The organism is Streptomyces sp. NPDC020362 (assembly GCF_040642095.1).
In the GTDB taxonomy this organism is placed as follows: domain Bacteria; phylum Actinomycetota; class Actinomycetes; order Streptomycetales; family Streptomycetaceae; genus Streptomyces.
The window spans coordinates 1-23,609 of record NZ_JBFAET010000028.1; the positions used below are offsets into that span (position 1 = coordinate 1).

The 23,609-nt window shown below is 68.6% G+C and carries 20 protein-coding genes and 1 pseudogene; 8 read left to right on the forward strand and 13 right to left on the reverse strand.

Going from position 1 to position 23,609, the window contains the following annotated elements:
• The 5 genes and pseudogenes from AB0H32_RS13910 to AB0H32_RS13930 all read right to left on the reverse strand — a co-directional run.
• A pseudogene (locus tag AB0H32_RS13910) lies at nucleotides 1-566 on the reverse strand (hypothetical protein); the annotation flags it as partial.
• A 155-nt stretch (nucleotides 567-721) separates the two neighbouring features.
• Nucleotides 722-1,138, reverse strand: a complete 417-nt coding sequence (locus tag AB0H32_RS13915) for a DUF6113 family protein (protein ID WP_361119095.1) — start codon at nucleotides 1,136-1,138, stop codon at nucleotides 722-724.
• Nucleotides 1,138-1,995, reverse strand: a complete 858-nt coding sequence (gene mshB, locus AB0H32_RS13920; RefSeq protein WP_361119097.1) for an N-acetyl-1-D-myo-inositol-2-amino-2-deoxy-alpha-D-glucopyranoside deacetylase — start codon at nucleotides 1,993-1,995, stop codon at nucleotides 1,138-1,140. Before mshB ends, AB0H32_RS13915 begins: the two co-directional genes overlap by 1 nt.
• A gap of 251 nt (nucleotides 1,996-2,246) precedes the next feature.
• Nucleotides 2,247-4,733, reverse strand: coding sequence for an MDR family MFS transporter (locus AB0H32_RS13925; RefSeq protein ID WP_361119101.1), 2,487 nt, complete (start codon nucleotides 4,731-4,733; stop codon nucleotides 2,247-2,249).
• A gap of 42 nt (nucleotides 4,734-4,775) precedes the next feature.
• Nucleotides 4,776-4,970, reverse strand: coding sequence for a hypothetical protein (locus tag AB0H32_RS13930; protein WP_161287201.1), 195 nt, complete (start codon nucleotides 4,968-4,970; stop codon nucleotides 4,776-4,778).
• A gap of 201 nt (nucleotides 4,971-5,171) precedes the next feature.
• Between AB0H32_RS13930 and AB0H32_RS13935 the strand changes: the two genes are divergently transcribed.
• The gene (locus AB0H32_RS13935; protein ID WP_361119103.1) at nucleotides 5,172-7,283 is read left to right on the forward strand and encodes an alpha/beta fold hydrolase; all 2,112 of its coding nucleotides are present in this window, start codon (nucleotides 5,172-5,174) and stop codon (nucleotides 7,281-7,283) included.
• Between the two features lie 209 nt (nucleotides 7,284-7,492).
• Here the strand turns inward: AB0H32_RS13935 and AB0H32_RS13940 are convergent, their stop codons facing one another.
• The 5 genes from AB0H32_RS13940 to AB0H32_RS13960 are packed head-to-tail and all read right to left on the reverse strand — an operon-like array spanning nucleotide 7,493 to nucleotide 13,063.
• Nucleotides 7,493-8,560, reverse strand: a complete 1,068-nt coding sequence (locus tag AB0H32_RS13940) for a dipeptide ABC transporter ATP-binding protein (protein WP_361119105.1) — start codon at nucleotides 8,558-8,560, stop codon at nucleotides 7,493-7,495.
• Entirely contained in the window at nucleotides 8,553-9,527 is a 975-nt protein-coding gene (locus AB0H32_RS13945; protein WP_361119107.1) for an ABC transporter ATP-binding protein, read from the reverse strand. Before AB0H32_RS13945 ends, AB0H32_RS13940 begins: the two co-directional genes overlap by 8 nt.
• A gap of 7 nt (nucleotides 9,528-9,534) precedes the next feature.
• Nucleotides 9,535-10,515, reverse strand: coding sequence for an ABC transporter permease (locus AB0H32_RS13950; RefSeq protein WP_361119109.1), 981 nt, complete (start codon nucleotides 10,513-10,515; stop codon nucleotides 9,535-9,537).
• Entirely contained in the window at nucleotides 10,508-11,431 is a 924-nt protein-coding gene (locus tag AB0H32_RS13955; RefSeq protein ID WP_361119111.1) for an ABC transporter permease, read from the reverse strand. The genes AB0H32_RS13950 and AB0H32_RS13955 overlap by 8 nt, the downstream gene beginning before the upstream one ends.
• Nucleotides 11,432-11,437: 6 nt before the next feature.
• Nucleotides 11,438-13,063 (reverse strand): ABC transporter substrate-binding protein, encoded by a 1,626-nt coding sequence (locus AB0H32_RS13960; RefSeq protein WP_361119113.1) that lies wholly within the window; start codon nucleotides 13,061-13,063, stop codon nucleotides 11,438-11,440.
• A gap of 511 nt (nucleotides 13,064-13,574) precedes the next feature.
• Between AB0H32_RS13960 and AB0H32_RS13965 the strand changes: the two genes are divergently transcribed.
• The 5 genes from AB0H32_RS13965 (at nucleotide 13,575) to AB0H32_RS13985 (ending at nucleotide 19,636) form a co-directional block, all read left to right on the forward strand.
• Nucleotides 13,575-14,564, forward strand: coding sequence for an ABC transporter permease (locus tag AB0H32_RS13965; RefSeq protein WP_361119115.1), 990 nt, complete (start codon nucleotides 13,575-13,577; stop codon nucleotides 14,562-14,564).
• Between the two features lie 81 nt (nucleotides 14,565-14,645).
• Nucleotides 14,646-16,400: an ABC transporter substrate-binding protein gene (locus tag AB0H32_RS13970; RefSeq protein ID WP_361119116.1), complete on the forward strand. Its 1,755-nt coding sequence runs from the start codon at nucleotides 14,646-14,648 to the stop codon at nucleotides 16,398-16,400.
• A gap of 98 nt (nucleotides 16,401-16,498) precedes the next feature.
• Nucleotides 16,499-17,479, forward strand: coding sequence for an ABC transporter permease (locus AB0H32_RS13975; protein WP_361119118.1), 981 nt, complete (start codon nucleotides 16,499-16,501; stop codon nucleotides 17,477-17,479).
• Between the two features lie 49 nt (nucleotides 17,480-17,528).
• Complete coding sequence (locus AB0H32_RS13980) at nucleotides 17,529-18,566, forward strand: ABC transporter ATP-binding protein (RefSeq protein ID WP_361119120.1); 1,038 nt, start codon at nucleotides 17,529-17,531, stop codon at nucleotides 18,564-18,566.
• Nucleotides 18,567-18,592: 26 nt separating this feature from the next.
• Complete coding sequence (locus AB0H32_RS13985) at nucleotides 18,593-19,636, forward strand: dipeptide ABC transporter ATP-binding protein (protein WP_361119122.1); 1,044 nt, start codon at nucleotides 18,593-18,595, stop codon at nucleotides 19,634-19,636.
• 137 nt (nucleotides 19,637-19,773) lie between these two features.
• Here AB0H32_RS13985 and AB0H32_RS13990 read toward each other — a convergent pair whose 3' ends face one another.
• From AB0H32_RS13990 to AB0H32_RS14000, 3 genes are all read right to left on the reverse strand, one after another.
• Nucleotides 19,774-20,445 (reverse strand): CDP-diacylglycerol diphosphatase, encoded by a 672-nt coding sequence (locus AB0H32_RS13990; RefSeq protein ID WP_361119201.1) that lies wholly within the window; start codon nucleotides 20,443-20,445, stop codon nucleotides 19,774-19,776.
• Between the two features lie 539 nt (nucleotides 20,446-20,984).
• A complete protein-coding gene (locus AB0H32_RS13995; protein ID WP_361119124.1) occupies nucleotides 20,985-21,905 on the reverse strand; it encodes a hypothetical protein in 921 nt (306 codons plus the stop codon).
• A 33-nt stretch (nucleotides 21,906-21,938) separates the two neighbouring features.
• Nucleotides 21,939-22,346 (reverse strand): ATP-binding protein, encoded by a 408-nt coding sequence (locus AB0H32_RS14000; protein WP_361119126.1) that lies wholly within the window; start codon nucleotides 22,344-22,346, stop codon nucleotides 21,939-21,941.
• A 205-nt stretch (nucleotides 22,347-22,551) separates the two neighbouring features.
• Here AB0H32_RS14000 and AB0H32_RS14005 point away from each other — a divergent pair, with 205 nt between their 5' ends.
• Nucleotides 22,552-23,403 (forward strand): helix-turn-helix transcriptional regulator, encoded by an 852-nt coding sequence (locus tag AB0H32_RS14005; protein ID WP_361119127.1) that lies wholly within the window; start codon nucleotides 22,552-22,554, stop codon nucleotides 23,401-23,403.
• Nucleotides 23,404-23,411: 8 nt separating this feature from the next.
• Nucleotides 23,412-23,609, forward strand: a complete 198-nt coding sequence (locus AB0H32_RS14010) for a DUF397 domain-containing protein (RefSeq protein ID WP_361119203.1) — start codon at nucleotides 23,412-23,414, stop codon at nucleotides 23,607-23,609.

Genomic DNA, 23,609 nt, shown 5'->3' on the forward strand with positions numbered 1-23,609 from the left:
CCCGGCGCGCCCATGGAGCCGACCACCCCGCCGGGGCGTCCGCCGCCGGGGCGGGCACCGGTGGCACCGGACCCTGCCGGGCTGCCCGGCAGGGGGCTCGGGGTGCTCGGGGCGGCCGCGGAACCGCCGGGCGTCCCGGCGCCGTTCGTGCCGCCGCCGCCCGGACCGCCCTTGGGCGCGCCGGACTTGCGGGGCGCGAACCAGTCGCTGGCCTTCTCCTCGGCCTGCGGCGCGGGCTCGGCGGGCGGCGCGGCGGCGCTCTTGGGCGGCGCGGGGGCCGGGGCCGGCCGCGTCTCGGCGCCCGTTTCGTCCGCGGCGGCCTCGCCGTCGGAGACGGGCTTGCGCACGACGACCGGCGGGATGGGCCGGGATCCGGGGATGTTGATCCGGATCCGGGTCGTCAGCGTGGTCTCGGTCTTGCGTTCCTCCGGCTGGGTGGCCGAACGGCCCCCGTCCGTACCGGCGTCGGAAGCCATGGGGGTGCCGTACGGGGGCGTCCCCGAAGGGTATGCGGCTCCGCCGCGCCCGTTGGGCCCGGAGGACGGAGTGTCAGTTTCACGACTCAAGGCAGGTTCTCCCGGTTGGCTCCACCGCCCGTTACGTCCTCGGCGGGCAGCTCGGCGGCGCGCACCACCATACTGTCCGCGTCTGGCGCGCATCCCATGACCGCCGAGGAAACCCACACCGGACTCGCACGTGCGTCGCACGGCGAAGTGGTACGTCACTTGCCAAGTCGGGCAGAGCCGTCGCGGGGTTGCCGCCCCGGAGCAAGGGTGGCGCAGATCACAGCCAGGGCCATGCCGCCTAGCAGGAAGAGGTAGGAGCCGCCTCCCGCGCCGAACAGGAAATCGCCTTCCGGGCGGCTGTTGACGAGCATGATGACGGCGATGATCCAGCCGACGACCGGCGCGACCGCCCCGCCCCGGCCGCCGAGCGCGTACGCCCCGCCGACGAACGTCCCGGCCGCACCCGCGAGGGCGAGCAGCAGCCCGCCCGGGAACCAGGCGGCCTGCACCAGGCTCCCGGCGAGTCCGACGAGCGCGCCGAGCAGGAACAGTCCGACATAGGCGGCCATCCGCCCGGCGGGGGGACGCTGCAGCGGCTGGGCGAGCATCGAGCCGCGTCCGGCGTCGCTCATCACGCCTCCTCGATGCCGGCGAACAGGTCGGTCTCACCGGGCCGCCCCGTCCCGCGCACCAACTCGTAGTACTCGGTGGTGAACAGCGGCTGGGCCAGGTCGTTGGAGAGCGCGAAGTACGGCCGGTCCGGGGCGACCTCGATCTGGGTGGCGTGGGCGCGCATCGCGGCGGCCTTGGCGGCGGCATGGGCGGTGCCGTCCACGGCGGTGGTGATCCGCTCGTCCTCGACCACGCCCGGCACGTCGGCCACCGAGCCGCTCTTCTCGAACGGCAGTGTGGGCAGCTCGTCCTCCAGACGGGCGAAGGCGGCCTCGGCGACGGAGCGCGGGACCCGGTTCCAGTAGACCTTGGCGATCTCGTGCCCCTGCTCGGCCGCCAGTTCCACGGCACGCATGGCGACGCGGTGCGCCTGGATGTGGTCGGGGTGGCCGTAGCCGCCGTTGTCGTCGTAGGCGACGAGGACCTGGGGGCGGACCTCCAGGATCACCTCCACGAGAGAGGCGGCGGCGGCGTCCGCGTCGGCCTGCCAGAAGCAGGACGGATCCTCGTTGTCCGCAATGCCCATCATCCCGGAATCGCCGTAGCGGCCCGCGCCGCCGAGCAGCCGGGCGTCCTCGACGCCCAGCTCACGCAGGGCGGCGGTCAGCTCGCCGCGCCGGTGCGCGCCCAGGGCGGCGCCGGTCAGATGCCGCAGCGCGGGCGGGATGACTTCTCCTCGCTCACCGAGGGTGCAGGTGACCAGGGTCACATGGGCGCCCTCGGCCGCGTACCGGGCCATGGTCGCGCCGTTGTTGATCGACTCGTCGTCCGGGTGTGCGTGCACCAGCAGCAGACGCCGGGCGGGCAATTCCGTCATGGGACCACCCTACGAGGCGCCCTGCTTGCTGCCTGCCACCTCCCGACCGCTTCTCGCTGCGTTCGGCACGACCAGGACGGTGACGACGGCGCCGGTGGTCGTGCCGGGCGGGCCCGAAAGAGCGGTTCGGCGATCATGCCGACGGCCTCGCACGACCGGTTCGGCGGTCATGCCGATGGCCCCGGACGACCGGTTCGGCAGTCCCGGCAGCGACCAGGGGCGGACCTGCGGAAGCCGGACCGGCGGGCCGGCTACCCCGTCGCGGCCTTCCGCGCCGTGACCAGCGGGCCGGCGACCAGGGCCGCGAGCACGGCGCCGGCGGCCGCGCCCCAGAAGGCGGCGGTGTAGACACCGGGCGCTCCGCCCGGCGACCAGGAGTCCAGGCCGGTGCCGAGGACCGCGGAGACCAGCGCCGAGCCGATCGCTGCGCCCAGGTGCTGGGTCGTGGTGACGGCTGCCGACGCCCCGCCGGAGTGCTGCGGGGCCACCGCGTCCGTCGCGAGGACGAAGACCGGCATGAAGGCCATGCCGATACCGAGGCCGCCGAGGAGCATGCCCGGCAGCACCTGGGTCGCATAGCCTCCGTCCGCCGTCAGGCCGGTCAGGAGCACCAGCCCGCAGGCCGTGGTCAGCAGGCCCGCCACGATCAGGACACGCGGTGCGGCGCGGTGCAGCAGCCGTGCGGAGACCTGGGTGGCGCCGATGACGACCGCGAGGCCCAGGGGCAGCAAGGCCGTCCCGATCATCTCCGGGGAATAGCCGCGGACGTATCGCAAGTAGGAGTCCAGAGCGGCGACGAGGGTGAAGACGGCGGCGCCGGACAGGATCATGACGAGGTGGCCGCCGATACGGCTGCGGTCCTTCAGGACGTACGGCGCGACGAGCGGGCTCGACGTCCTCGTCTGCCACCACAGGAAGGTCACGAGCAGGACAGAGCCGCCGACGAGCAGGACCACGACCAGGTGGTTGGGCGACCGGGTCCCGCCGAGGCCGAAGGTGAGCGCGGTGACCGCGCCGCAGCCGAGCAGCAGCCCGGGCAGGTCGAAGGAGGCGCCGGTTCGGCCGGGGCGGTCGTGCACCAGCGTGAGGACGCCGACCAGGGCGATCGCGGCGAGGGGGACGACGGCGTACTCGCACACACGCCAGTTCAGCCAGTCCAGCAGCGTTCCGGCCACGGGCATCGTGAGCGGCGTACCGCCGATGCTGACCGCGACGTAGATCCCGAAGGCCCTGCGGCGTTCCTTCGGGTCCGTGAAGCCGGTGCTCACCAGGGCGAGCGCGGACGAGGTGAGCAGCGCGGCGAAGGCGCCCTGCAGGATGAGGGCCGCGCCCAGCATGCCGGAGGTGGCGACCGAACCGCCGAGTACGGCGGCCGCCGCGAATCCGAACAGGCCGGCGATCAGTGTCCGTCTGCGCCCGACGAGGTCCGCGAGGTACCCGCCGAGCAGCAGCAGACCGCCGAATGCGATCCCGTAGAGCTGGGGTATCCCGACCGGGCCGTCGGCGTCCAGGTGGAGTTCGGCCTGGATGAACTGCATCGCCAGGTCGACGGTGGACGTTCCGAACAGCACCGTCAGCTGCGCCAGCACGATCGCCGCCAGACCCCACCAGCGCCTGGGGTGCGGGCCCGGGGGCGACTCGACCTCCGCGACGAGAGCCGTCGGAGCGTACGCGGGGGGCGGGGGCGGCGAAGCCGATGGCTGGAGCTGCGCCTGGGCCGGGGCTTGGATCTGGGCCTGGGCCTGGGCCTGGATCTGGGCCTGGGCGAGCGCGATGCGCGGGTCCGGCTGTGCGGCGCGGGCATCCACGGAGGCATCCGCCGGGGCTTCGGCGCGTGGCGCGGGGGCGAAGTCCAGCAACTGGGCCGCATGGCGGCCGAGTTGGGCCAGTACCGAGCCCGGAAGCCACTCCTCGGCCCCGTCCGTCACCGTGCGCTCTGCCACCTGCCGAGGGGTGGGCCGCTCGGCAGGGTCCTTGTGCAGGCATGCGCGGACGAGATCGACCAGCGGCTCCGGCACGCCGGTCAGGTCCGCCTCCTCCTCGGCGACCCGGAAGAGGTGGGCGTTCAGGCCGGTTTCCGTGGCGCCGAAGAGGAGGCGCCCGGTGACGGCGTAGACGAGGACGGCGCCGAGGCAGAACACGTCGCTGGCGGGGGTGAGTTCGAGGCCGCGGACCTGTTCCGGCGACATGAAGCCGGGAGAGCCGATCAGCATGCCGGTGCGGGTGTGCAGGCTGTCGCCGGCGAGGCTGTCCATCGCCCGTGCGATGCCGAAGTCGATGACGCGCGGGCCGTCGACGGTGACGAGGACGTTGGACGGCTTGAGGTCACGGTGGATCAGGCCCGCCTCGTGCACGGCCTGCAGAGCGAGGGCAAGACGGCTCGCGAGGACGCGCACCGAGTACTCGGGCAACGGGCCGAAGTCCTCGGCCACCACGGTGTGCAGGTCGGGTCCCGGGATGTACCGGGTGGCCACCCAGGGGACGGCCGCCTCGGGATCGGCATCGAGCACGGCCGCCGTCCAGCTCCCGTCCACCCGCCGCGCGGCGGCCACTTCACGGGCGAAGCGCCTGCGGAACTCGTGGTGCCCGGCGTACTCGGCCTGCACGACCTTCACGGCCACGGTGCGTCCGCCCTCGTCACGCCCCAGATAGACGAGGCCCATGCCGCCCTCGCCCAGCCGGGCGATCAGACGGTACGGGCCTATGCGGGTCGGATCATCGACGATCAACTGGTCCACGCCTGGAAGATAGTGCAACTATCCAACCGTGGGGAGGCCGTCTCAGAACTTGATGCTTCCGATCATGCTGGCGACGTTCGTCGTCAGCTCGCTGATCGTGGGAGCGACCGTCGAGGAGGCGAGATAGAAGCCGAGCAGGACGCAGACCACCGCATGGCCGCCCTTCAGCCCTGACTTCTTGATCAGCAGGAAGACGATGATCGCCAGCAGCACCACCGCCGAAATCGAGAGTGCCACGGCGGCTCACCTCCAAAGATCCCAGGTACACGGGGGGTTCGGACTATGGGGGTTGTGACTCGGTTGTAGATCGGTAGATCAAATCCATGCACGCGCCAGCAGGTTCATACCCACTCAGCGGTAGTGATCATAACTATCCGTGCTCGCGCATCGCTCGGCGCACGGCCGCACAAGGGGGCGCATGGCCAATATGGTCGGGGTATGACGACCGAGGCTGACTCCTTCCCCCGTCGGCACGCCCGCACGCAGCGGTTCACGCTCGGCGCGCCGCGTGCGTTCACCGTGGCACCCGACGGCTCGCGTGTCGCGTTCCTGCGTTCCGGTTCGGGCACGGACCGGGCCAACTCCCTGTGGATTCTCGATCCGGTGAGCGGCACGGAGCGGATCGCCGCCGCCCCGCACGCCCTCCTGCACGGCGCTTCGGAAGAGCTCTCGCCCGAGGAGCGGGCACGCCGGGAGCGCAGCCGGGAGGGTGGCGCCGGCATCGTCGGCTATGCCACCGACGCGGCCGTGGAGTTGGCGGCTTTCGCCTTGTCAGGGCGGCTTTTCACGGCCGAGCTGCGCGCCGGCACGGCACGCGAACTCCCGGCGCCCGGGCCGGTGATCGACCCGCGGCCCGCGCCCGACGGGCGGCACGTGGCGTACGTCGCGCAGGGTGCCCTGCGGGTGGTGGGCGCCGAGGGCGAGGACGACCGGGCACTGGCCGGGCCGGAGTCGGACGCGGTCACCTACGGGCTGGCCGAGTTCATCGCGGCCGAGGAGATGTCGCGTTCGCGGGGGTTCTGGTGGGCCCCGGAGTCGGACCGGCTGCTCGTGGCGCGCGTGGACGACACGCCGGTGCGGCGGTGGTGGATCGCGGATCCGGCCCACCCCGAGCGTGAGCCAGACCACGTCGCCTACCCTGCGGCGGGCACGGAGAACGCGGACGTGCGCCTGTTCGTCATCGGTCTCGAAGGCGCCCGCACCGAGGTCGTCTGGGACCGTGCGCGCTATCCGTATCTGGCGCGAGTGCACTGGTCAGAGGCGGGGGCGCCGCTGCTCCTGGTGCAGGCGCGGGACCAGCGCAGCCAGCTGTTCCTGGCGGTGGACCCGGACTCCGGGGCGACCCGGATGGTGCACGCGGATGAAGATCCAACATGGCTGGAACTTTTCGCCGGAGTACCGTGCTGGAATCCGTCCGGACAGCTCGTCCGGATCGCGGACGAGGGCGGGGCACGGGTGCTGACGGTCGGCGAACGTCCGCTGACGGGCCCGCAGTTGCACATCCGTGCAGTGCTGGACGTGAGCCCCGGTGATGTGCTGGTCACGGCCTCGGCGGGCGAGGAGGCGGAGTCCCCGCAGACCGGCGAGATCCATGTCTACCGGGTGAACGAACTCGGCGTGGAGCGCGTGTCGCAGGAGCCCGGTGTGCACTCGGCGGTGCGGGCCGGGGACGTGACGGTCCTGGTGTCCGCCACGCTCGACAGGCCGGGCACGCGTGCCCAGGTGCTGCGTGACGGAAAACCGGCGGCGACTGTCCGGTCGTACGCCGAAGATCCTGGTTTGTCCACCGGCGTGACGCTCACCGAGGGGGGCGCACGCCGAATTCCGTGCGCCGTGCTTATGCCTACGGACTACCCCGGTGACACTCCCCTGCCGGTGCTGCTCGACCCCTACGGCGGCCCGCACGCCGCCCGTGTGGTGGCCGCCCACAACGCGCACCTGACCTCGCAGTGGTTCGCCGACCAGGGCTTCGCGGTGATCGTCGCCGACGGCCGGGGCACCCCCGGGCGCTCACCGGCCTGGGAGAAGGCCGTCCACGGCGACTTCACGCTCTCCCTGGACGACCAGGTCGAGGCCCTCCAGGACCTCGCGCAGCGCTACCCGCTGGACCTGTCCCGGGTGGCCATCCGCGGCTGGTCCTACGGCGGCTACCTGGCCGCCCTCGCCGTCCTGCGCCGCCCCGACGTCTTCCACGCGGGGATCGCCGGCGCCCCGGTCACCGACTGGCGCCTGTACGACACCCACTACACCGAGCGCTACCTGGGCGACCCGGGCCGGGACCCCGAGGCCTACCTCCGCAGTTCGCTGGTGACCGACGACGGCCTGTCCTCCCCCGCCGGACCGGACCGCCCCCTGATGATCATCCACGGCCTGGCCGACGACAACGTGGTGGCCGCCCACACCCTGCGCCTGTCCTCGGCGCTGCTGGCCGCGGGCCGGCCGCACGAGGTGCTCCCCCTGTCCGGCGTCACCCACATGACCCCGCAGGAACAGGTCGCCGAGAACCTGCTGCTGCTCCAGGTGGACTTCCTCAAGCGTTCCCTGGCATAGCCCGCAAACCGCCCTGAACTGCGTTTACACGCAGGCAACTTCATGGAAGCGGCACCGATATACGGACGCGCGAGTCTGAACAGCGTACGGCCGTGCGGGTGCCGTGAGCGGGCCGGGACGCGCCATGTCGTCCCGGCCCGTTGCCGTCCGTACGTCGTCCCGGCCCGTTGCCGTTCCGCGTGTCGTCCCGGCCCGTTGCCGTTCGCGTGTCATCCCGGCCCGTTGCCGTTCCGTGCGGGCTTCGGCGGCTCCTCGGCGGCCACGACCCTCTTCTCCTCCGCGAAGTGGCAGGCCGAGTCATGGGCCGCGGGACCGCCCGTGTGCCGGAACTCCTCGGGGACCGCCAGCGCCGGCACCTCCCGGGCACAGCGCTCCTGGGCCTTCCAGCAGCGGGTGCGGAAGCGGCAGCCGGAGGGGATTGCCGTCGGGGAGGGCACGTCGCCGGTGAGAATGATCCGCTCGCGGTGTTCGCGGGCCGCGGGGTCGGGCACCGGGACCGCCGACAGGAGCGCCTGTGTATAGGGGTGCGTGGGGTGGTCGTAGATCTCGGCGTGGCTGCCGATCTCCACGATCCGGCCCAGGTACATGACCCCGACCCGGTCCGAGATGTGCCGGACGATCGACAGGTCGTGCGCGATGAAGACGTAGGAGAGGTCGAACTCCGACTGGAGCCGGTCCAGCAGGTTGATCACCTGCGCCTGCACCGAGACGTCCAGGGCCGACACCGGCTCGTCGGCGACGATCACCTCGGGGCGCAGCGCCAGCCCCCGGGCGATGCCGATGCGCTGGCGCTGGCCGCCGGAGAACTGGTGCGGGTAGCGGTTGATGTACTCGGGGTTCAGGCCGACCACGTCCAGGAGTTCTTGCACCCTGCGCCGCCGGTCGCCCTTGGGAGCCACCTCGGGGTGGATCTCGTACGGCTCCCCGACGATGTCCCCCACCGTCATCCTCGGGTTGAGGGAGGTGTACGGGTCCTGGAAGACCATCTGGATGTTGCGCCGGACGGCTTTGAGGGCCTTGCCGGACAGCCCGGTGATGTCCTCGCCCTTGAACCGGATCGAGCCCGCCGTCGGCCGCTCCAGGTGGCACAGCATCTTCGCCACGGTCGACTTGCCGCAGCCCGACTCGCCGACGATGCCCAGGGTCTCGCCCTTGGCGAGGGTGAAGTCGACGCCGTCGACCGCCTTCACCGCACCGATCTGCTTCTTGAAGAGGATCCCCCGCATCAGCGGGTAGTGCTTGACGAGGCCGCTGACCTCCAGGATCGGCTCAGCCATGCAGGCACTCCCTCCAGAAGTGGCAGGCGCTGCCGCGTTCCTCGGCAACCTCGTACAGCGGCGGCACGTCCGTGCGGCACACGTCCTGGGCCATCGGGCAGCGGGGGTGGAAGGCGCAGCCGGGCGGGATGTCCATCAGGTTGGGCGGCAGACCCTTGATGGCGTACAGCTCCTGCCCCTTCTGGTCCAGGCGCGGGATGGAGTCCAGCAGGCCGCGGGTGTAGGGGTGGGCCGGCGCCTTGTAGATGTCGTGCACGGGCGCCGACTCGACGATCTTCCCCGCGTACATCACGGCGATGCGGTCGGCGACGTCCGCGACGACACCGAGGTCGTGGGTGATGAGGATCAGCCCCATGCGGTACTCGCGCTGCAGCTCCGCGAGCAGCTCCATGACCTGGGCCTGCACGGTGACGTCCAGGGCCGTGGTGGGCTCGTCGGCGATGATGAGCGCCGGCTGGAGCGCCAGCGCCATGGCGATCATGATGCGCTGGCGCATGCCGCCGGAGAACTGGTGCGGATAGTCCCGGACCCGCTGGGCCGCGCCCGGGATGCGCACCCGGTCCATCAGCTCGACCGCCCTGGCCCGCGCGTCCCTCTTCGACATGCCCCGGTGCACGACGAACATCTCGCCGAGCTGGTCGCCCACGGACAGCACGGGGTTGAGGGAGGACAGCGCGTCCTGGAAGATCATCGCCATCCCCGCGCCCCGGATCCTGCGCCGCTCCTCCTCCTTCAGTTTCAGCACGTCCTTGCCCTGGAAGAGGACCTCCCCGCCGGTGATCCGCCCCGGCGGCATGTCGAGGATCCCCATCACGGCCTGCGCGGTGACCGACTTGCCCGAACCCGACTCGCCGAGCACCGCCAGGGTCTCCCCCTCGTCGACGGCGTACGACACCCCGTTGACGGCCTTGGCGACCCCGTCCCGGGTGCGGAACTCCACGTGCAGGTCGCGCACTTCGAGCAGCATGGCGCCGTCACCTCAGCTTCGGGTCGAGGGCGTCGCGCACCGCGTCGCCGAGCATGATGAAGGCCAGGACGGTGACCGCCAGCGCGCCCGACGGCCACAGCAGCGCGTGCGGGGCGTTGCGGATGTAGGGGGAGGCGGCGGAGATGTCGATGCCCCAGGAGACGCTCGGCGGTTTCAGTCCGACGCCGAGGTAGGACAGGGTCGCCTCCAGCGCGATGTAGGTGCCCAGGGCGATGGTCGCCACGACGATCACGGGCGCCACGGCGTTGGGCGCGATGTGCCGCAGCAGGATGCGGGAGTGGGAGGCGCCGAGGGCGCGGGCCGCCTGCACGTAGTCGTTCTGCTGGGCGGTGATGACCGAGCCGCGCGCGATACGGGAGATCTGCGGCCAGCCGAGCAGCACCATGAACCCGATGACCGGCCAGACCGTATTACTGGTCACCACGGAGAGGAGGACGAGACCGCCGAGGACGACCGGGATGGCGAAGAAGATGTCGGTGGTCCGCGACAGCAGCGAGTCCCAGACGCCTCCGAAGAAGCCCGCGAGCCCGCCGAGCACGGACCCGAGGAGAGCGACCCCGAGCGTGGCGCACACGCCCACCGTGACGGACGTACGGGCGCCGTACACGGTCCGCGTGTAGACGTTGCAGCCCTGGCCGTCGTAGCCGAAGGGAGCACCCGGCCCGGGCCCGTCCTGGGCCTTGGACAGGTCGCACTTGAGGGGGCTGCCGGGAGCGATCGCCGCGGGCCACAGCGAGATGAAGACCAGGAAGAGGATGACGAGGGCGGAGACGAGGAAGACGGGGTTGCGCCTGAGGTCCCGCCAGGCGTCGGACCAGAGGCTGCGCGGCTTGCCGGCCGGACCGGTCCCCTCGGGTCCTCCGGGGATCTTCTCCAGCGTCTGCGCCTCGCTCGTCGCGAGGTCCATGGCGCCGCCCGCCCCCGTCCCCGCAATGGCCCGGTCGGACTCGTACGGCTGCTCAGGCATAGCGGATCCTCGGGTCGAGTACGGCGTACAGGAGGTCCACGAGCAGGTTGGCGATCAGGAAGACCAGCACGAGGACGGTCACGAAGCCGACGACCGTCTGGGTGTTCTGGTGCACGATGCCCTGGTAGAGCTGGAAGCCGACCCCGTGGATGTTGAAGATCCGCTCGGTGACGATGGCGCCGCCCATCAGCGCGCCGATGTCGGCGCCGATGAAGGTGACCACGGGGATGAGGGAGTTGCGCAGCAGGTGCCGGGTGATGACCCGGTGGCGGGGCAGGCCCTTGGCGATGGCCGTTCGGACGTAGTCGGACCGCCGGTTCTCGGCGATGGAGGTGCGGGTCAGCCGGGTGACGTAGGCGAGCGAGACCGAGGCGAGGACCAGGCCGGGCACGATCAGTTCACCGAAGGCCGCGTCCGGGGAGACCGACGGTTTGATCCAGCCCCACTGGACACCGAGCAGCAGCTGGAGCAGCAGACCGGTGACGAACGTGGGTACGGAGATCACGACCAGGGTGGCGAGGAGCACGCCCGTGTCGACGGGACGTCCGCGTCTGAGGCCCGTCAGGACGCCGAGCGTGATCCCGATGACGATCTCGAAGAGGATGGCCACGATGGTCAGCCGGATGGTGACGGGGAACGACGTGGACATCAGCTCGGTGACCGGCTGGCCGTTGAACGCCGTACCGAAGTCTCCGGTGAAGACGTTCCCCATATAGGTCAGGTACTGCTGCCAGAGCGGCTTGTCCAAGCCGAACTCCTTCTTCAGCTGCGCGGCCGTCGCCGGATCGCACGCCCGCTCGCCGCACAGCCCCGCGATGGGGTCGCCCATCACGTTCACCATCAGGAAGATCAGCAGCGTGGCCCCGACGAACACCGGGATCATCTGGAGCAGCCGCCGGACGACGTAGCGCCCCATGGCCGCTCAGCTGACCTTGATCTCGTTGTAGACGGGGACGCTGAACGGGTTCAGCGCGACGTTGGACAGGCGCTGGGAGTAGCCCGCGCTGCCGTTCTGGTACCACAGCGGGATGGCGGCCATGTTGTCCCGCACGACCTTCTCGGCCTGCTGGAAGGTGGAGACCGCCTTGGCGGTGTCCGTCTCCGCGTTGGCCTGGTCGACCAGCTTGTCGAAGTCCTTGTCGGACCACTTGCCGTCGTTGGAGGAGGCGTCGGTGTAGTAGAGCGGCTGGAGGAAGTTCTGGATGAGCGGGTAGTCCATCTGCCAGCCCGCCCGGAACGGGCCGCTCATCTTGTGCTGCCCGATCTGGTTGCGGAAGTCGGCGAACGTGCCGACCGGATTGCCGACGCAGGCCCTGTCGTTGCCGAGCGCGTTGTTGACGGAGTTGCACAGCGCGTCGACCCACTCCCGGTGCGAGCCGGTGTCCGCGTTGTACGTGATCTTCACCTGGCCGCCGGGGAGCCCGCCGCCCTCCTGGATCAGCTTCTTGGCCTGGCTGGGGTTGTAGTCGCACGCCGGGCCGCACAGCCCCTCCTTGAAGCCGCCGGCCGCGCCGAGCACGGGCGAGGTCCAGTCGGTGGCCGGGGTACGGGTCCGGCGGAAGATCGTGTCGGTGATCTGCTTGCGGTTGATCGCCATGGACAGACCCGTGCGGACCTTGTCCGATCCCGGCTTGTTCCAGGCGGGGTCGTAATAGGGGAAGGCGAGGGTCTGGATGATGCCGGCCGGGGTGTTGATGTACCGGCCGCCGAGATCGCCCTTGACGTTCTTCAGCTGCGAGGCGGGGATGTCGTCGGCGAGGTCGAGGTTGCCGGCCAGCAGATCGGTGTAGGCGGTGTTGCTGTCGGTGTAGACCTTCAGGGTCACGCCGGCGTTCTGGGCCTTGTCCTCGCCGGGGTAGCCGTCCCACTTCTTCAGGACCATCTGCGAGCCCTTCGTATAGGACTCGATGCTGTAGGGCCCGTTGCCGACCGGCCTGCTCAGCCAGGCCGAGTGATCGGTGAAGAAGGTGCGGGGCAGCGGGGCGAAGGCCGCGTAGCCGAGGGTGTCCGGGAAGCTGGAGAACTTCTGGTTGAGCTTGACGGTGAAGGTGTGGTCGTCCACGACCTTCAGGCCGGACAGCATGTCGGCGCTCTGCGAGCCGCCGGCGGGGTGGACCTTGTCGTAACCCTCGATGTAACCGAAGAAGTAGGCGTTCTTCTGGTTGTTCTTCAGGCTCGCCCCGTAGTTCCAGGCGTCCACGAAGGACCTCGCGGTCACCTTCTCGCCGTTGGAGAAGGTCCAGCCGCCCTTGACCTTGATCGTGAAGTTCTGCGAGTCCTTGGTGTCGATGCTCGCCGCGAGCATGTTCTTCGCCTGGCCGGTCTTCGGGTCGTAGCGCTTCAGGCCCCGGAAGACCATGTCGAGGACCTTGCCGCCCTGGACCTCGTTGGTGTTGGACGGCTCCAGCGGGTTCTGCGGGTCGCCCCAGGAGGAGCTGAGCACACCGGCGCCGCCCCCGCCGCCCGAGCCGCCGCCCCCGCAGCCGGTCGCCACGAGCGCCGCTGCCGCCGCGCCGGCGGCCCATCGGGCGTGCGTGGTTCCGCGCATGGCGTGCCTCCTCGGTGACCACTGACTCATTACCGGTCAATATCGGCCGAAAGGAGACATACCGCATGCCCGCTGCCTGATTGAGCAGCCTTTAGAGGGACACGTCATCCGAATGCGGGCGACCTCTGGAGTACACCAGGACGATCTTGGGTCCGCGATGCAATGGATCTCCGCGCAACGATGCCGAAACGTTGGATTGCGACGGGTCGATGTACGCATGTCGACACACCACCGTCCGCATATCGAACTCCTTGCCTGATTGGTCCAATTAGTCCGATGTGAAGCACGGATTGATTACGGCGTGCTACCCGCGTAGCTACAAAACGGTCAAGGGCGAGTAAAGAAGGTAAATAGACAACCAAGGCGGTCGAGAATTTATTGACCTTGAATGAATTGCGTTGAAAAAGTCCGGCGTAGCCCGTAGGGGAGCGCCCTGCGGAGTCATCAGACCCTCCCTTGGGCCAGGAGCACCATGACCCCCCCAACTCCATCTGCGGCTGCCCCGCTTGAGGTGACCGACGAGACCGCAACGAAGTCGACCACTTCGGGCGGCTCGAAGGGCAGCGAGAACCGCTCCCCGGGCCGACTGGCCTGGAAGCGGTTCAAGCGTGACCGCACGGGCGTTATATCCGCCTACGTCGTGATCTTCTTCTTCGTGATCGCGATAGCAGCACCGCTCATAGCGAAGCTGTACGGCAAGGACCCGTACACCACCTACGCGAGCCAGGACCCGAGCCTGCTCGACCCCTTCGCCTACCCGGCGGGCCCGAACGGTGGCATGAGTTCGGACTTCTGGTTCGGCATCGAGCCCCAGCTCGGCCGGGACGTCTTCACCTTCCTGCTGTACGGGATCCGGACATCACTCGGCCTCGCCGTGGCCGCCACGATCCTCACCGTGGTCCTCGGCGTCGTGGTCGGCGTCACGGCGGGCTACCTGGGCGGCAAGACCGACTACCTGGTCAGCCGGGTCATCGACATCCTGCTGTCGTTCCCGTCGACGCTCTTCTTCATCGCCTTCATGCCGGTCGTCTACGGCCTCTTCGTCGCCCCCGACGACAACATCCCGACGTGGCTGCGCGCCCTCGCCCTGATCGTGGTACTGACCGTGTTCGGCTGGGCCTCCATCGCGCGTCTGCTGCGCGGTCAGGTCCTCGGCCTGCGCGAGCGCGAGTTCGTCGAGGCGGCCAAGGTCACGGGCGCATCCCCGATGCGCATCGTGTTCAAGGAACTGCTGCCGAACCTGTGGACACCGATCATCATCCAGTCCACGCTGTTGCTCCCGGCGCTCGTCACCACCGAAGCCGGTCTGTCCTTCCTCGGCGTAGGCATCATCGACCCGACCCCGGACTGGGGTGTCATGATCGCCCGAGGTTCGCAGTTCTACTCCCAGGACATCACCTTCATGCTCTTCCCGGGCATCTCGATGGTGATCTTCGTCGTCGCCTTCAACCTGCTCGGCGACTCCGTGCGCGACGCGCTCGACCCCAAGTCCAAGCGGTAGCACTTCCTTTCCACCCGGTCCGGCTCGATGGTGTCCGACTGGTCCCGACCGTCAGAATCGACCCTTATAGGCAGGCTCAGCATGTCCTTTTCTCGTAGAAACTTCCTGATCGCCACCGGTGTGGCCGCGGCCTCCACGACCGTGCTGAGCGCTTGCAGCAGCGGCAAGAGCTCCACCGACAAGAACATCCCGTCGGTGAGCAAGGCCAAGACCATGAACATCCCGGTCGGCACCAAGGCCGACTCGGCGGGTCCGGCCCCCGAGGTCACCGGTGCGGTCAAGGGCGGGACGATCTACTCGCTCGACCAGTTCGACATGGACCACCTTGACCCGGCGCAGATCTACGTCTCGACCGAGCAGGCCATCACGCGCCCGATCCTGCGCGGTCTGACCGGTTACAAGATCGACGAGAAGGGTGGCTGCACGCTCGTCGGCGACGTCGCCACCGACGCCGGCACCATGAAGGACGGCGGCAAGACCTGGTCGTTCACGATCAAGGACGGCATCAAGTGGGAGGACGGTTCCGACCTCTCCATGGACGACGTCCGCCACACCGTCGAGCGCCTCTTCGCCTCCTTCGTGACCGAGGGTCCGCGCTACGTCCAGCAGTGGATGGTCGGCGGCGACAAGTACAAGGGCCCGTACGACGGCAAGAAGCTCGACTCGATCGAGATCTCCGGGAAGACCGTCACCTTCCACCTCACCGAGCCGCGCACCGACTTCAACTACACGCTGGCCATGGCGGGCTACAGCCTGGTCAACAAGAAGCACGACACCAAGGAGAAGTACGACAAGCGCCCGTTCGCGCTGGGTCCGTACAAGATCGGCAGCCGTGACATCGGCAAGTCGCTGACCTACGTGCGCAACGACCACTGGGACCCGAAGACGGACGCGATCCGCAACGCCTACCCGGACCAGTACGTCTTCCAGTTCGGCTTCGAGCTCGTCGCCTCCACCGACCGCTACGTCGCGGACAAGGGCAACGACCAGTACGCGATGTCGATCTTCAACGAGGTCGCGCCCGAGCGCGTCGCGCAGGTCATGACCAACGCCACGCTCAAGAAGCGCGTTCTCACGCAGGTCGACACGGTCACCTACTACTGGCCGATCAACATGACCCGCATCAAGGACGTCAAGGTCCGCAAGGCCATCAACCTGGCCTGGCCGCACCAGCAGCTGCAGACCATCCGCGGCGGCGCCTCCACCAGCGAGCTGGCCACCACGATCCTGAGCCCGGTCACCCCCGGCTACGAGAAGTTCGACCTCTACGGCACGGACAAGAAGCCCGGTGGCGACCCGGCCGCGGCCAAGGCGCTGCTGAAGGAGGCCGGCAAGATCGGCCAGAAGCTGGTCATCGCCTACCAGCAGTCCGACAACGCGGTGAAGCAGGCCGTCCAGATCAAGAACTCGCTTGAGGCGGCCGGCTTCCAGGTCGTCAACAAGCAGGTCGACAAGACGACCTTCTACACGCAGATCGGCAAGATCGACAACGACTTCGACCTGTTCGCGGCCGGCTGGAGCCCGGACTGGCCGAACGGCTACTCGGTCTTCTACCCCTGCTGGAGCGGCAAGAACATCGGTGACGGCCGCAGCAACTACGCGCAGCTGAACGACCCGAGCGTGAACAAGGCGATCGACGCGGCCGCCAAGATCGCCGACGTCGCCGCCGCCAACAAGGCCTGGGGCGCCATCGACCGCCAGATCATGGAGCTGGCGCCGGTGGTCCCGGACTACCACTCGATCCGTAACTGGATGCACGGGTCCAAGGTCGGCAACGTCGTCTACGACGCCGGCAACACCTGCGTCGCGCTCTGCAAGCTCTACGCGATGAAGTAAGCGCGCTAGATCCTCCGGGGGCGGCCACGACCTGGCCGCCCCCTACGGCCCACCCCCCTACCCCCGGCGACGGCGCCCCGTCCGGAAAGTCACGCCCCATGCTCCGCTTCCTTGTCCGCCGAGTTCTCGGCGCGCTGGTCATTCTGCTGATCATCAGCGCCGTCACCTTCTGGCTCTTCTACGCCATCCCGCGTGACCCCGCCATGATGTCCTGCGGCAGGAACTGCACGCCCGACATGCTCAAGCAGGTCCGGCACAACCTGGGCATCGACCACCCGGTCCCGGTCCAGTACTGGTACTGGCTCAAGGGCATCTTCGTCGGGCGCAGCTACGGCGACTTCGGCAACTGCAACGCGCCCTGCCTCGGGTACTCGTTCGCCAACCGTGAGCCCGTCCTCGGCACGATCATGAACCGGCTCCCGCTGACCCTCTCGCTCGCCTTCGGCTCCGCCGTCGTCTTCCTCTTCTTCGGTGTCGGCGCGGGCATGCTCGCGGCGGTCAAGCAGGGCAAGTGGCAGGACAAGGTGGCCAGCTCCGGCTCGCTGATCGCCTCCTCGCTGCAGATCTACTTCGTCGGCTACATCGCGATGTACTTCCTCGTCGCGAAGCTCGGCATCCTCGACAACCCGTCGTACACCCCCATCACCGACGACCCCGTCCAGTGGGCCTCCGGCCTGCTGCTGCCGTGGCTGGTGCTGGCCCTGATCTGGACCGCCAACTACACGCGTATGGCGCGCTCCCAGCTGGTCGAGACGCTCAGCGAGGACTACGTCCGCACCGCACGGGCCAAGGGACTCTCCCGGCGCAAGGTGTTCTTCCGGTTCGCCTGGCGCGGCGCGATGGGTCCGATCGTCACGATCTTCGGCATCGACCTCGCCACCCTCATCGGCGGCGCGATCATCACCGAGTCCGTCTTCAGCCTCCAGGGCGTCGGCCGGCTCGCGCTGAAGTCCGTGGACCAGAGCGACCTGCCCATGGTCCTCGGCGTCACCCTGCTGTCCGCCGGCGCGATCGTGATCTTCAACATCATCGTGGACGCCGTCTACGCCCTCATCGACCCGCGGATCCGGCTCGCCTGACCTCCGCCCCATCCCCGACCCTCGCATCACCCCCCTCAGGAGCGTCCCCGTGACGAGCACCGATCAGCAGCCGTTCCTCTCCATCAAGGACCTAAAGGTCCACTTCTCCACCGAGGACGGAATCGTCAAGGCCGTCGACGGTCTCAGCTTCGACCTGGCCAAGGGTCAGACCCTCGGCATCGTGGGCGAGTCGGGTTCCGGCAAGTCCGTCACCAACCTCACGATCCTGGGCCTGCACGACCGCGCCCACACCGCCATCGAGGGCGAGATCCTGCTGGACGGCAAGGAACTGCTCACCGCCTCCGAGAGGGAGCTGGAGCGGCTGCGCGGCAACAAGATGGCCATGATCTTCCAGGACGCGCTGGCCTCGCTGTCGCCGTACCACACCATCGGCGCGCAGATCAGCGAGACCTACCGCAAGCACACGGGCGCCTCCAAGGCCGAGGCCCGCAAGCGCGCGATCGAGATGCTGCGCCGGGTCGGCATCCCGCAGCCGGACATGCGGGTGGACGACTACCCGCACCAGTTCTCCGGCGGTATGCGCCAGCGCGCCATGATCGCCATGGCGCTGGTCTGCGACCCCGAGCTCTTGATCGCGGACGAGCCGACCACGGCCCTCGACGTGACGGTGCAGGCCCAGATCATGGACCTGCTCAAGGACCTCCAGCAGGAGTTCGGCACCGCCATCATCTTCATCACCCACGACCTCGGCGTCATCGCCGACATCGCGGACGACGTCCTGGTGATGTACGGCGGCCGGTGCGTGGAGCGGGGCACCAAGAAGGAGGTGCTTCGCACCCCGGACCACCCGTACACCGTCGGCCTGCTGAACTCGATGCCGAGCCTGAACGGGCCCGTGGACGTGCCGCTGACGCCGATCCCCGGTTCGCCGCCCTCGCTGCTCAACCCGCCGTCCGGCTGCCGGTTCCACCCGCGCTGCACCTTCGCCGAGAAGGTGTCCGGCGGGGCGTGCTCCAGCGAGCGCCCGACCCTTGAGGTCATCGAGGGCCGCGGCTCCGCCTGCCACCTCACCCAGGAGCAGAAGCAGGAACTCTTCGCCGACTTCGCCGCAACCCGGCACAACTGACGGACACGAGACGGGACTTCACGACCATGAGCAACACAACCCCCCTCCTGGACGTCTCGGGGCTGACCAAGCACTTCCCGATCAAGGGCGGCTTCCCGATCCGGCGCACCGTCGGCGCGGTGCAGGCCGTGGACGGCCTGGACTTCCAGGTGTCCGAGGGCGAGAGCCTGGGCCTCGTCGGTGAGTCGGGCTGCGGCAAGTCGACCACGGGCCGGCTGATCACCCGCCTGCTGGAGCCGACCGGCGGCAAGATCACCTACCGCGGCGAGGACATCACGCACGCGGGCCGCAAGCAGCTGGCGCCGATCCGCTCCGAGATCCAGATGATCTTCCAGGACCCGTACGCCTCGCTGAACCCGCGGCAGACGGTCGGCAAGATCGTCTCCGGTCCGATGGAGATCAACGGCATCAACCCGCCCGGCGGCCGCGAGAACCGGGTCCGGGAGCTGCTGGAGATCGTCGGCCTCAACCCCGAGCACTTCAACCGCTTCCCGCACGAGTTCTCCGGCGGCCAGCGCCAGCGCATCGGCGTGGCCCGCGCGCTCGCCCTGGAGCCGAAGCTCATCGTCGCCGACGAGCCGGTCTCGGCCCTCGACGTCTCCATCCAGGCCCAGGTCGTCAACCTGCTCCAGAAGGTCCAGCGGGAACTCGGCATCGCGTTCGTGTTCATCGCCCACGACCTCGCGATCGTCCGGCACTTCTCGCAGCGCGTCGCGGTCATGTACCTCGGCAAGATCGTCGAGATCGCCGACCGCGAGGACCTGTACGACAACCCGCGCCACCCCTACACGCGGGCCCTGCTCTCCGCCGTGCCCGAGGCCACGGTGGACGAGGAGCCGCGCGAGCGCATCCGCCTGGTCGGCGACGTGCCCTCCCCCATCAACCCGCCCTCCGGCTGCCGCTTCCGCACCCGCTGCTGGAAGGCGACGGAGAAGTGCGCGACGGAGGCCCCGCCGCTGGTCCAGGCGGACGGCAACAAGCCCGGCCACCTGACCGCCTGCCACTACCCTGAGACGACGGAGACCATCCCGGCCCCGCGCCTCTCCAAGGACCCCGAGGCGGCGGCCTGACACACCCCTTTCCGTCAGCCGCCCCCTTGTGGAACGGACTTTCTCGGCCCATTGACCCGAGCCCATGAACGTCCGCTCCGGGGGAGCGAGGGCCCGCACATCTCCGGATGTGCGGGCCCTTCTCGTGAGCTGCGGCCTCAGGTGTACACCAGCAGTTCGTCACACGTGTTCGTGCCGTCATGGATCGAATGGTCGCTGCTCAGGGCATAGAAAGCCCCGGCGAACCCCGCGGCCGTCATCTTCGGCACCACGATCAGCGTCTGGTCCGCCATGTTGAGCCCGGACGGCACCACGACATATCGGTCCACCAGGGCGAAGAGATTCCGCGTGAGGTCGGGCAGCACGAGTGCCCGGTACGTGCGGTCCCCCATGCTTCCCGTGATGGCCACCTGGTACTGCGGATTGTTCCAATGTGACGGGCTGGTGGCGAGGCGGCCCATCTTTTCGAGGTCCTGGAGTCGCAGCTGCGTGCTGTCACGGACGCCGGCCATGTGGATGTGCATCTGATGGTAGTGCCGGGCACCCATCGAATTGATTCCCAATCCGATGTAGCGGTACTGCACCGGGACGGCGCCTCCCTGCCGCGCGTTCTCCCAGGCGTCGTTCCAGTAGTTCGCCGCCTGCGGGGTCTCGATGAACGGGCACTCGATACCCGTGATGCGGCAGCTGGGCAGGAGCAGATAATTGTGCATGGTCTCGGGTTTTCCATGCAACACGACATAGTTCGGGGTTGTCTTCAAGCAGTTGGGCGGCTGCTGCGGCGGCGGTGGCGGAATCTTGCGGGTGCAGTACTGGACGTCATTCCACAGTTCGTCGTTGTCGGTGGTCTTGCCGCAGACGGACTGAAGGTGGGCAGGGGGGCAGGGGCTTGGGCTTACACCTGGTCCCCCACCGGGCCGGGAGCACGGGCACGGGTCCGACGAGAGCCCTCCGTGTGCGGGGCGGGCCACCGCCGCCGCATTCCCGACTGCTCCCGCACCGGCCACGAGCGCCGCCGCACCAATTCCGCCGGAGAGTGCGAAGAATTGACGCCGAGGCAATCCGCCAGAACCCCTGCAGTCATTCATGTTTCTCCTCCGACCACGCAAGCACCGCTCGGATTCCTGCCCATGCATGGACAAGCGGCAGTCGCGGCCGGTTTCGGCCGCTCACTGATCCGCTCACAGAGTAGGCGGCGAGGAGCGTATTACCCGCGATGATCGGCTGAATGAGGGAGAGCCCGGTTGTCGTTCGCTTCGCCATGAAGTGATATTCCGGCGAAACAGCTCGCCAGACCGATCAAACGGCGGACCCGGGACCGCCCGGCTTCAACAGGGAAATGAAGCGAGGCGGCCCGGCGGTCACATACTCACTCCTCGGAGAACAGCTCCGCCGCATCCGTTGCATGCACCGCCCGCTGGGCCCAGGCCTCCAGCTGATCCAGATCCGAGCAGGCCTCCACGCGCTCTCGGACAGCGTCGGTCACCGGAATGCTGCGCCATCCGAGGATGCCGAGGACCATCTCACGGCGGTCCTCGATACGACCTTCTTCGCGACCTTGCTCAAGACCTTGCTCCAGGCCCTGCTCTCGACCCTCCTCGCGTACCTGCTCTGCGAGCGGGTGTCGCCAGAAGTACTGGATCGCCGTCATCAGGTCCCTCCACATCTGCTTCGCCTGGGGGTCGGCCAGGCACGAGTCGACGAACTGCACGAAGACCGCGGCACTGTCGGGGTCGATGGTCCCCAGGGCGGATGCCAGGGATTCCAGTATGGCGGCGGCGCCCGGGCCGCGCCCGTGTGTCATCGCCGAGAGCACCGCAAGGGGGACATCGCGTTCCGCCTGCCGCTCGTCCGCGATCACCGGCACGTTGTCCGGGCCCAGGACGAGGGGCCGTACCGTCAGCGAATCCCAGCCGGGGAAGCCGAGCTGGATGGGGCGCGAGGCCCACCGGGCCGTCGCGCTGCTCTGCGTGATCACGATCAGCACCGGCTCACAGCGGTACTTCTCGTACAGGTAGGAGAGGTAGTACGGCCAGCTGCCCCGCTTGCGGTCGTCCACCTTCCCCTGCGACTCCACCACCAGCAGATACGTGCCCTCGTCCGTCTCCGCCCGCAGCAGCGTGTCCACGCGACGCTCGACCGGCTCGATCTCCGTCAGGTCCACGTTCAGCGCAGCGATCTCGCGAGGCTCCGGGAACGGGACATCCAGCACCTTCTGTAACGCCCGCGTCAGCAGCGCCGGATCCTTCTGGAAGATCCGGTGCAGCGCCTCATGCGACGAGCCGACCATCAGCTCTCCTTTCCGTACGACGTGATCAACGAGCTATGCCGCCGCAAGTTCGCACCACACGTACTTGCCCCGGTTCCCGAACCTCGCCGAGGGCTGCCACCCCCAGTAGTCCGCGCAGGCCACCACCAGCCCCAATCCCCGCCCCGCCTCCTCCGACTCGCCCACCGAAGCACAGGGTTGCGGTGGCTCCGGTGGCGCCGGATCCGTGTCCCACGCCCCGATCCACACCACCCCCTCCACCGTCCGCCGCACCCTGAGCGCGGCCGGCCCCTTCGTGTGCCGCACCGCGTTCGAGACCAGCTCCGTCGCGAGGAGTTCCGCTGTATCGACCAGACTGATCAGGCCGTGCAACGTCAAGATGAGACGCAGTGTGCGACGGCACACCGTGACCGCTCTGAGGTCGTTGGGGATGTAGAGCGTGTAGTCCCAGGTTTCGGGCATGCGTCAGCTCCAAGTTCGGTGGCAGGGATTTCACGCACGGTGGCATTGCCGCAGCCGTCACGGCACGACGGAGCGGTGCGCTTCCGCTGTGTGTGCGTTGCGTCACCGACGGTAGAGCCATAATTTGGGACCGTGCAAGTCGTTGCCGTAATCTGCCCCTCGAACGAGGACCCGTTTCAGCGGAGTTGAGGGCAAGGAGGAAGACATGGCGCGCAGAAAGCAGCCGACGGCACGCCAGATGCGCTTGGGTTCTGAGCTGCGGAAGCTACGCGAGGCCGCAGGGCTCAAAGGACTCGAAGCCGCCGCACTGCTAGGGACGGACTCCGCTCAGATCAGCCAGATCGAGTTCGGTACGGCTGGCGTGAGCGAGGAGCGTGTGCGGCGACTTGCCGCTCAGTACTCCTGCACGGACACCGAGTTGATCGAGGCGTTGGCGGTGATGGCGACCGACCGGACCTCAGGCTGGTGGGAGGAGTACCGGGGGCTGCTGCCAACGTCGTTCCTCGATCTCGCCGAGTTGGAATACCACTCCTCGTATCGCCTCGACGTGGAGTTCCTGCACGTACCAGGCTTGTTCCAGACGGACGACTATGCCCGCGCCATCTTTTCGTACCGAGTCCCCGAACTACCCAAGAGCGAACTGGAGCTGCGCGTCCGTCATCGGATGGGACGCAAGGTCATCATCGAGAAGCCTGCCTGCACCCCGTACGAGGCAGTGATCCACGAGGCGGCGCTGCGTATCAGGGTCGGAGACCGCGCAGCCGCACGCGCTCAGCTCGACCGCATCCTGCAGCTCTCCGAAGCGCCCCACATCACAGTGCGGGTCATCCCATACGACTTGGACGGCTTCGCCGGAGCCACGAGCGCCATGATGTACGTAGGTGGTGCCGTCCCCAGGTTGGACACAGCGGTGCGAGATGCCCCTCATGGTGCAGGGTTCATCGACTCCGAAGCCCAACTCGGTGCGTTTCGAACGCTTTTCCGTAAGGTGGAGGCTGTGTCACTCGACCCCGAGCGGTCGCGTGAGTTCATCCACAAGCTGTCGAAAGAGCTGTGAGGCACACCGTGGCCCCTGACAACTGGCTTAGGTCGTCCTTCTCGGGAAGCGGCGACGGGAACAACTGCGTGGAAGTCGCGACGCGCCCCGCCCACATAGCCGTCCGCGACTCCAAAGCCCCGGCCAGGGCAACCCTCACCTTCCCGGTCGAGGCCTTTGCCCCCTTCATCGAAGCCCTGAAAGATCCTCAGTCCGCTCGGAGTTGA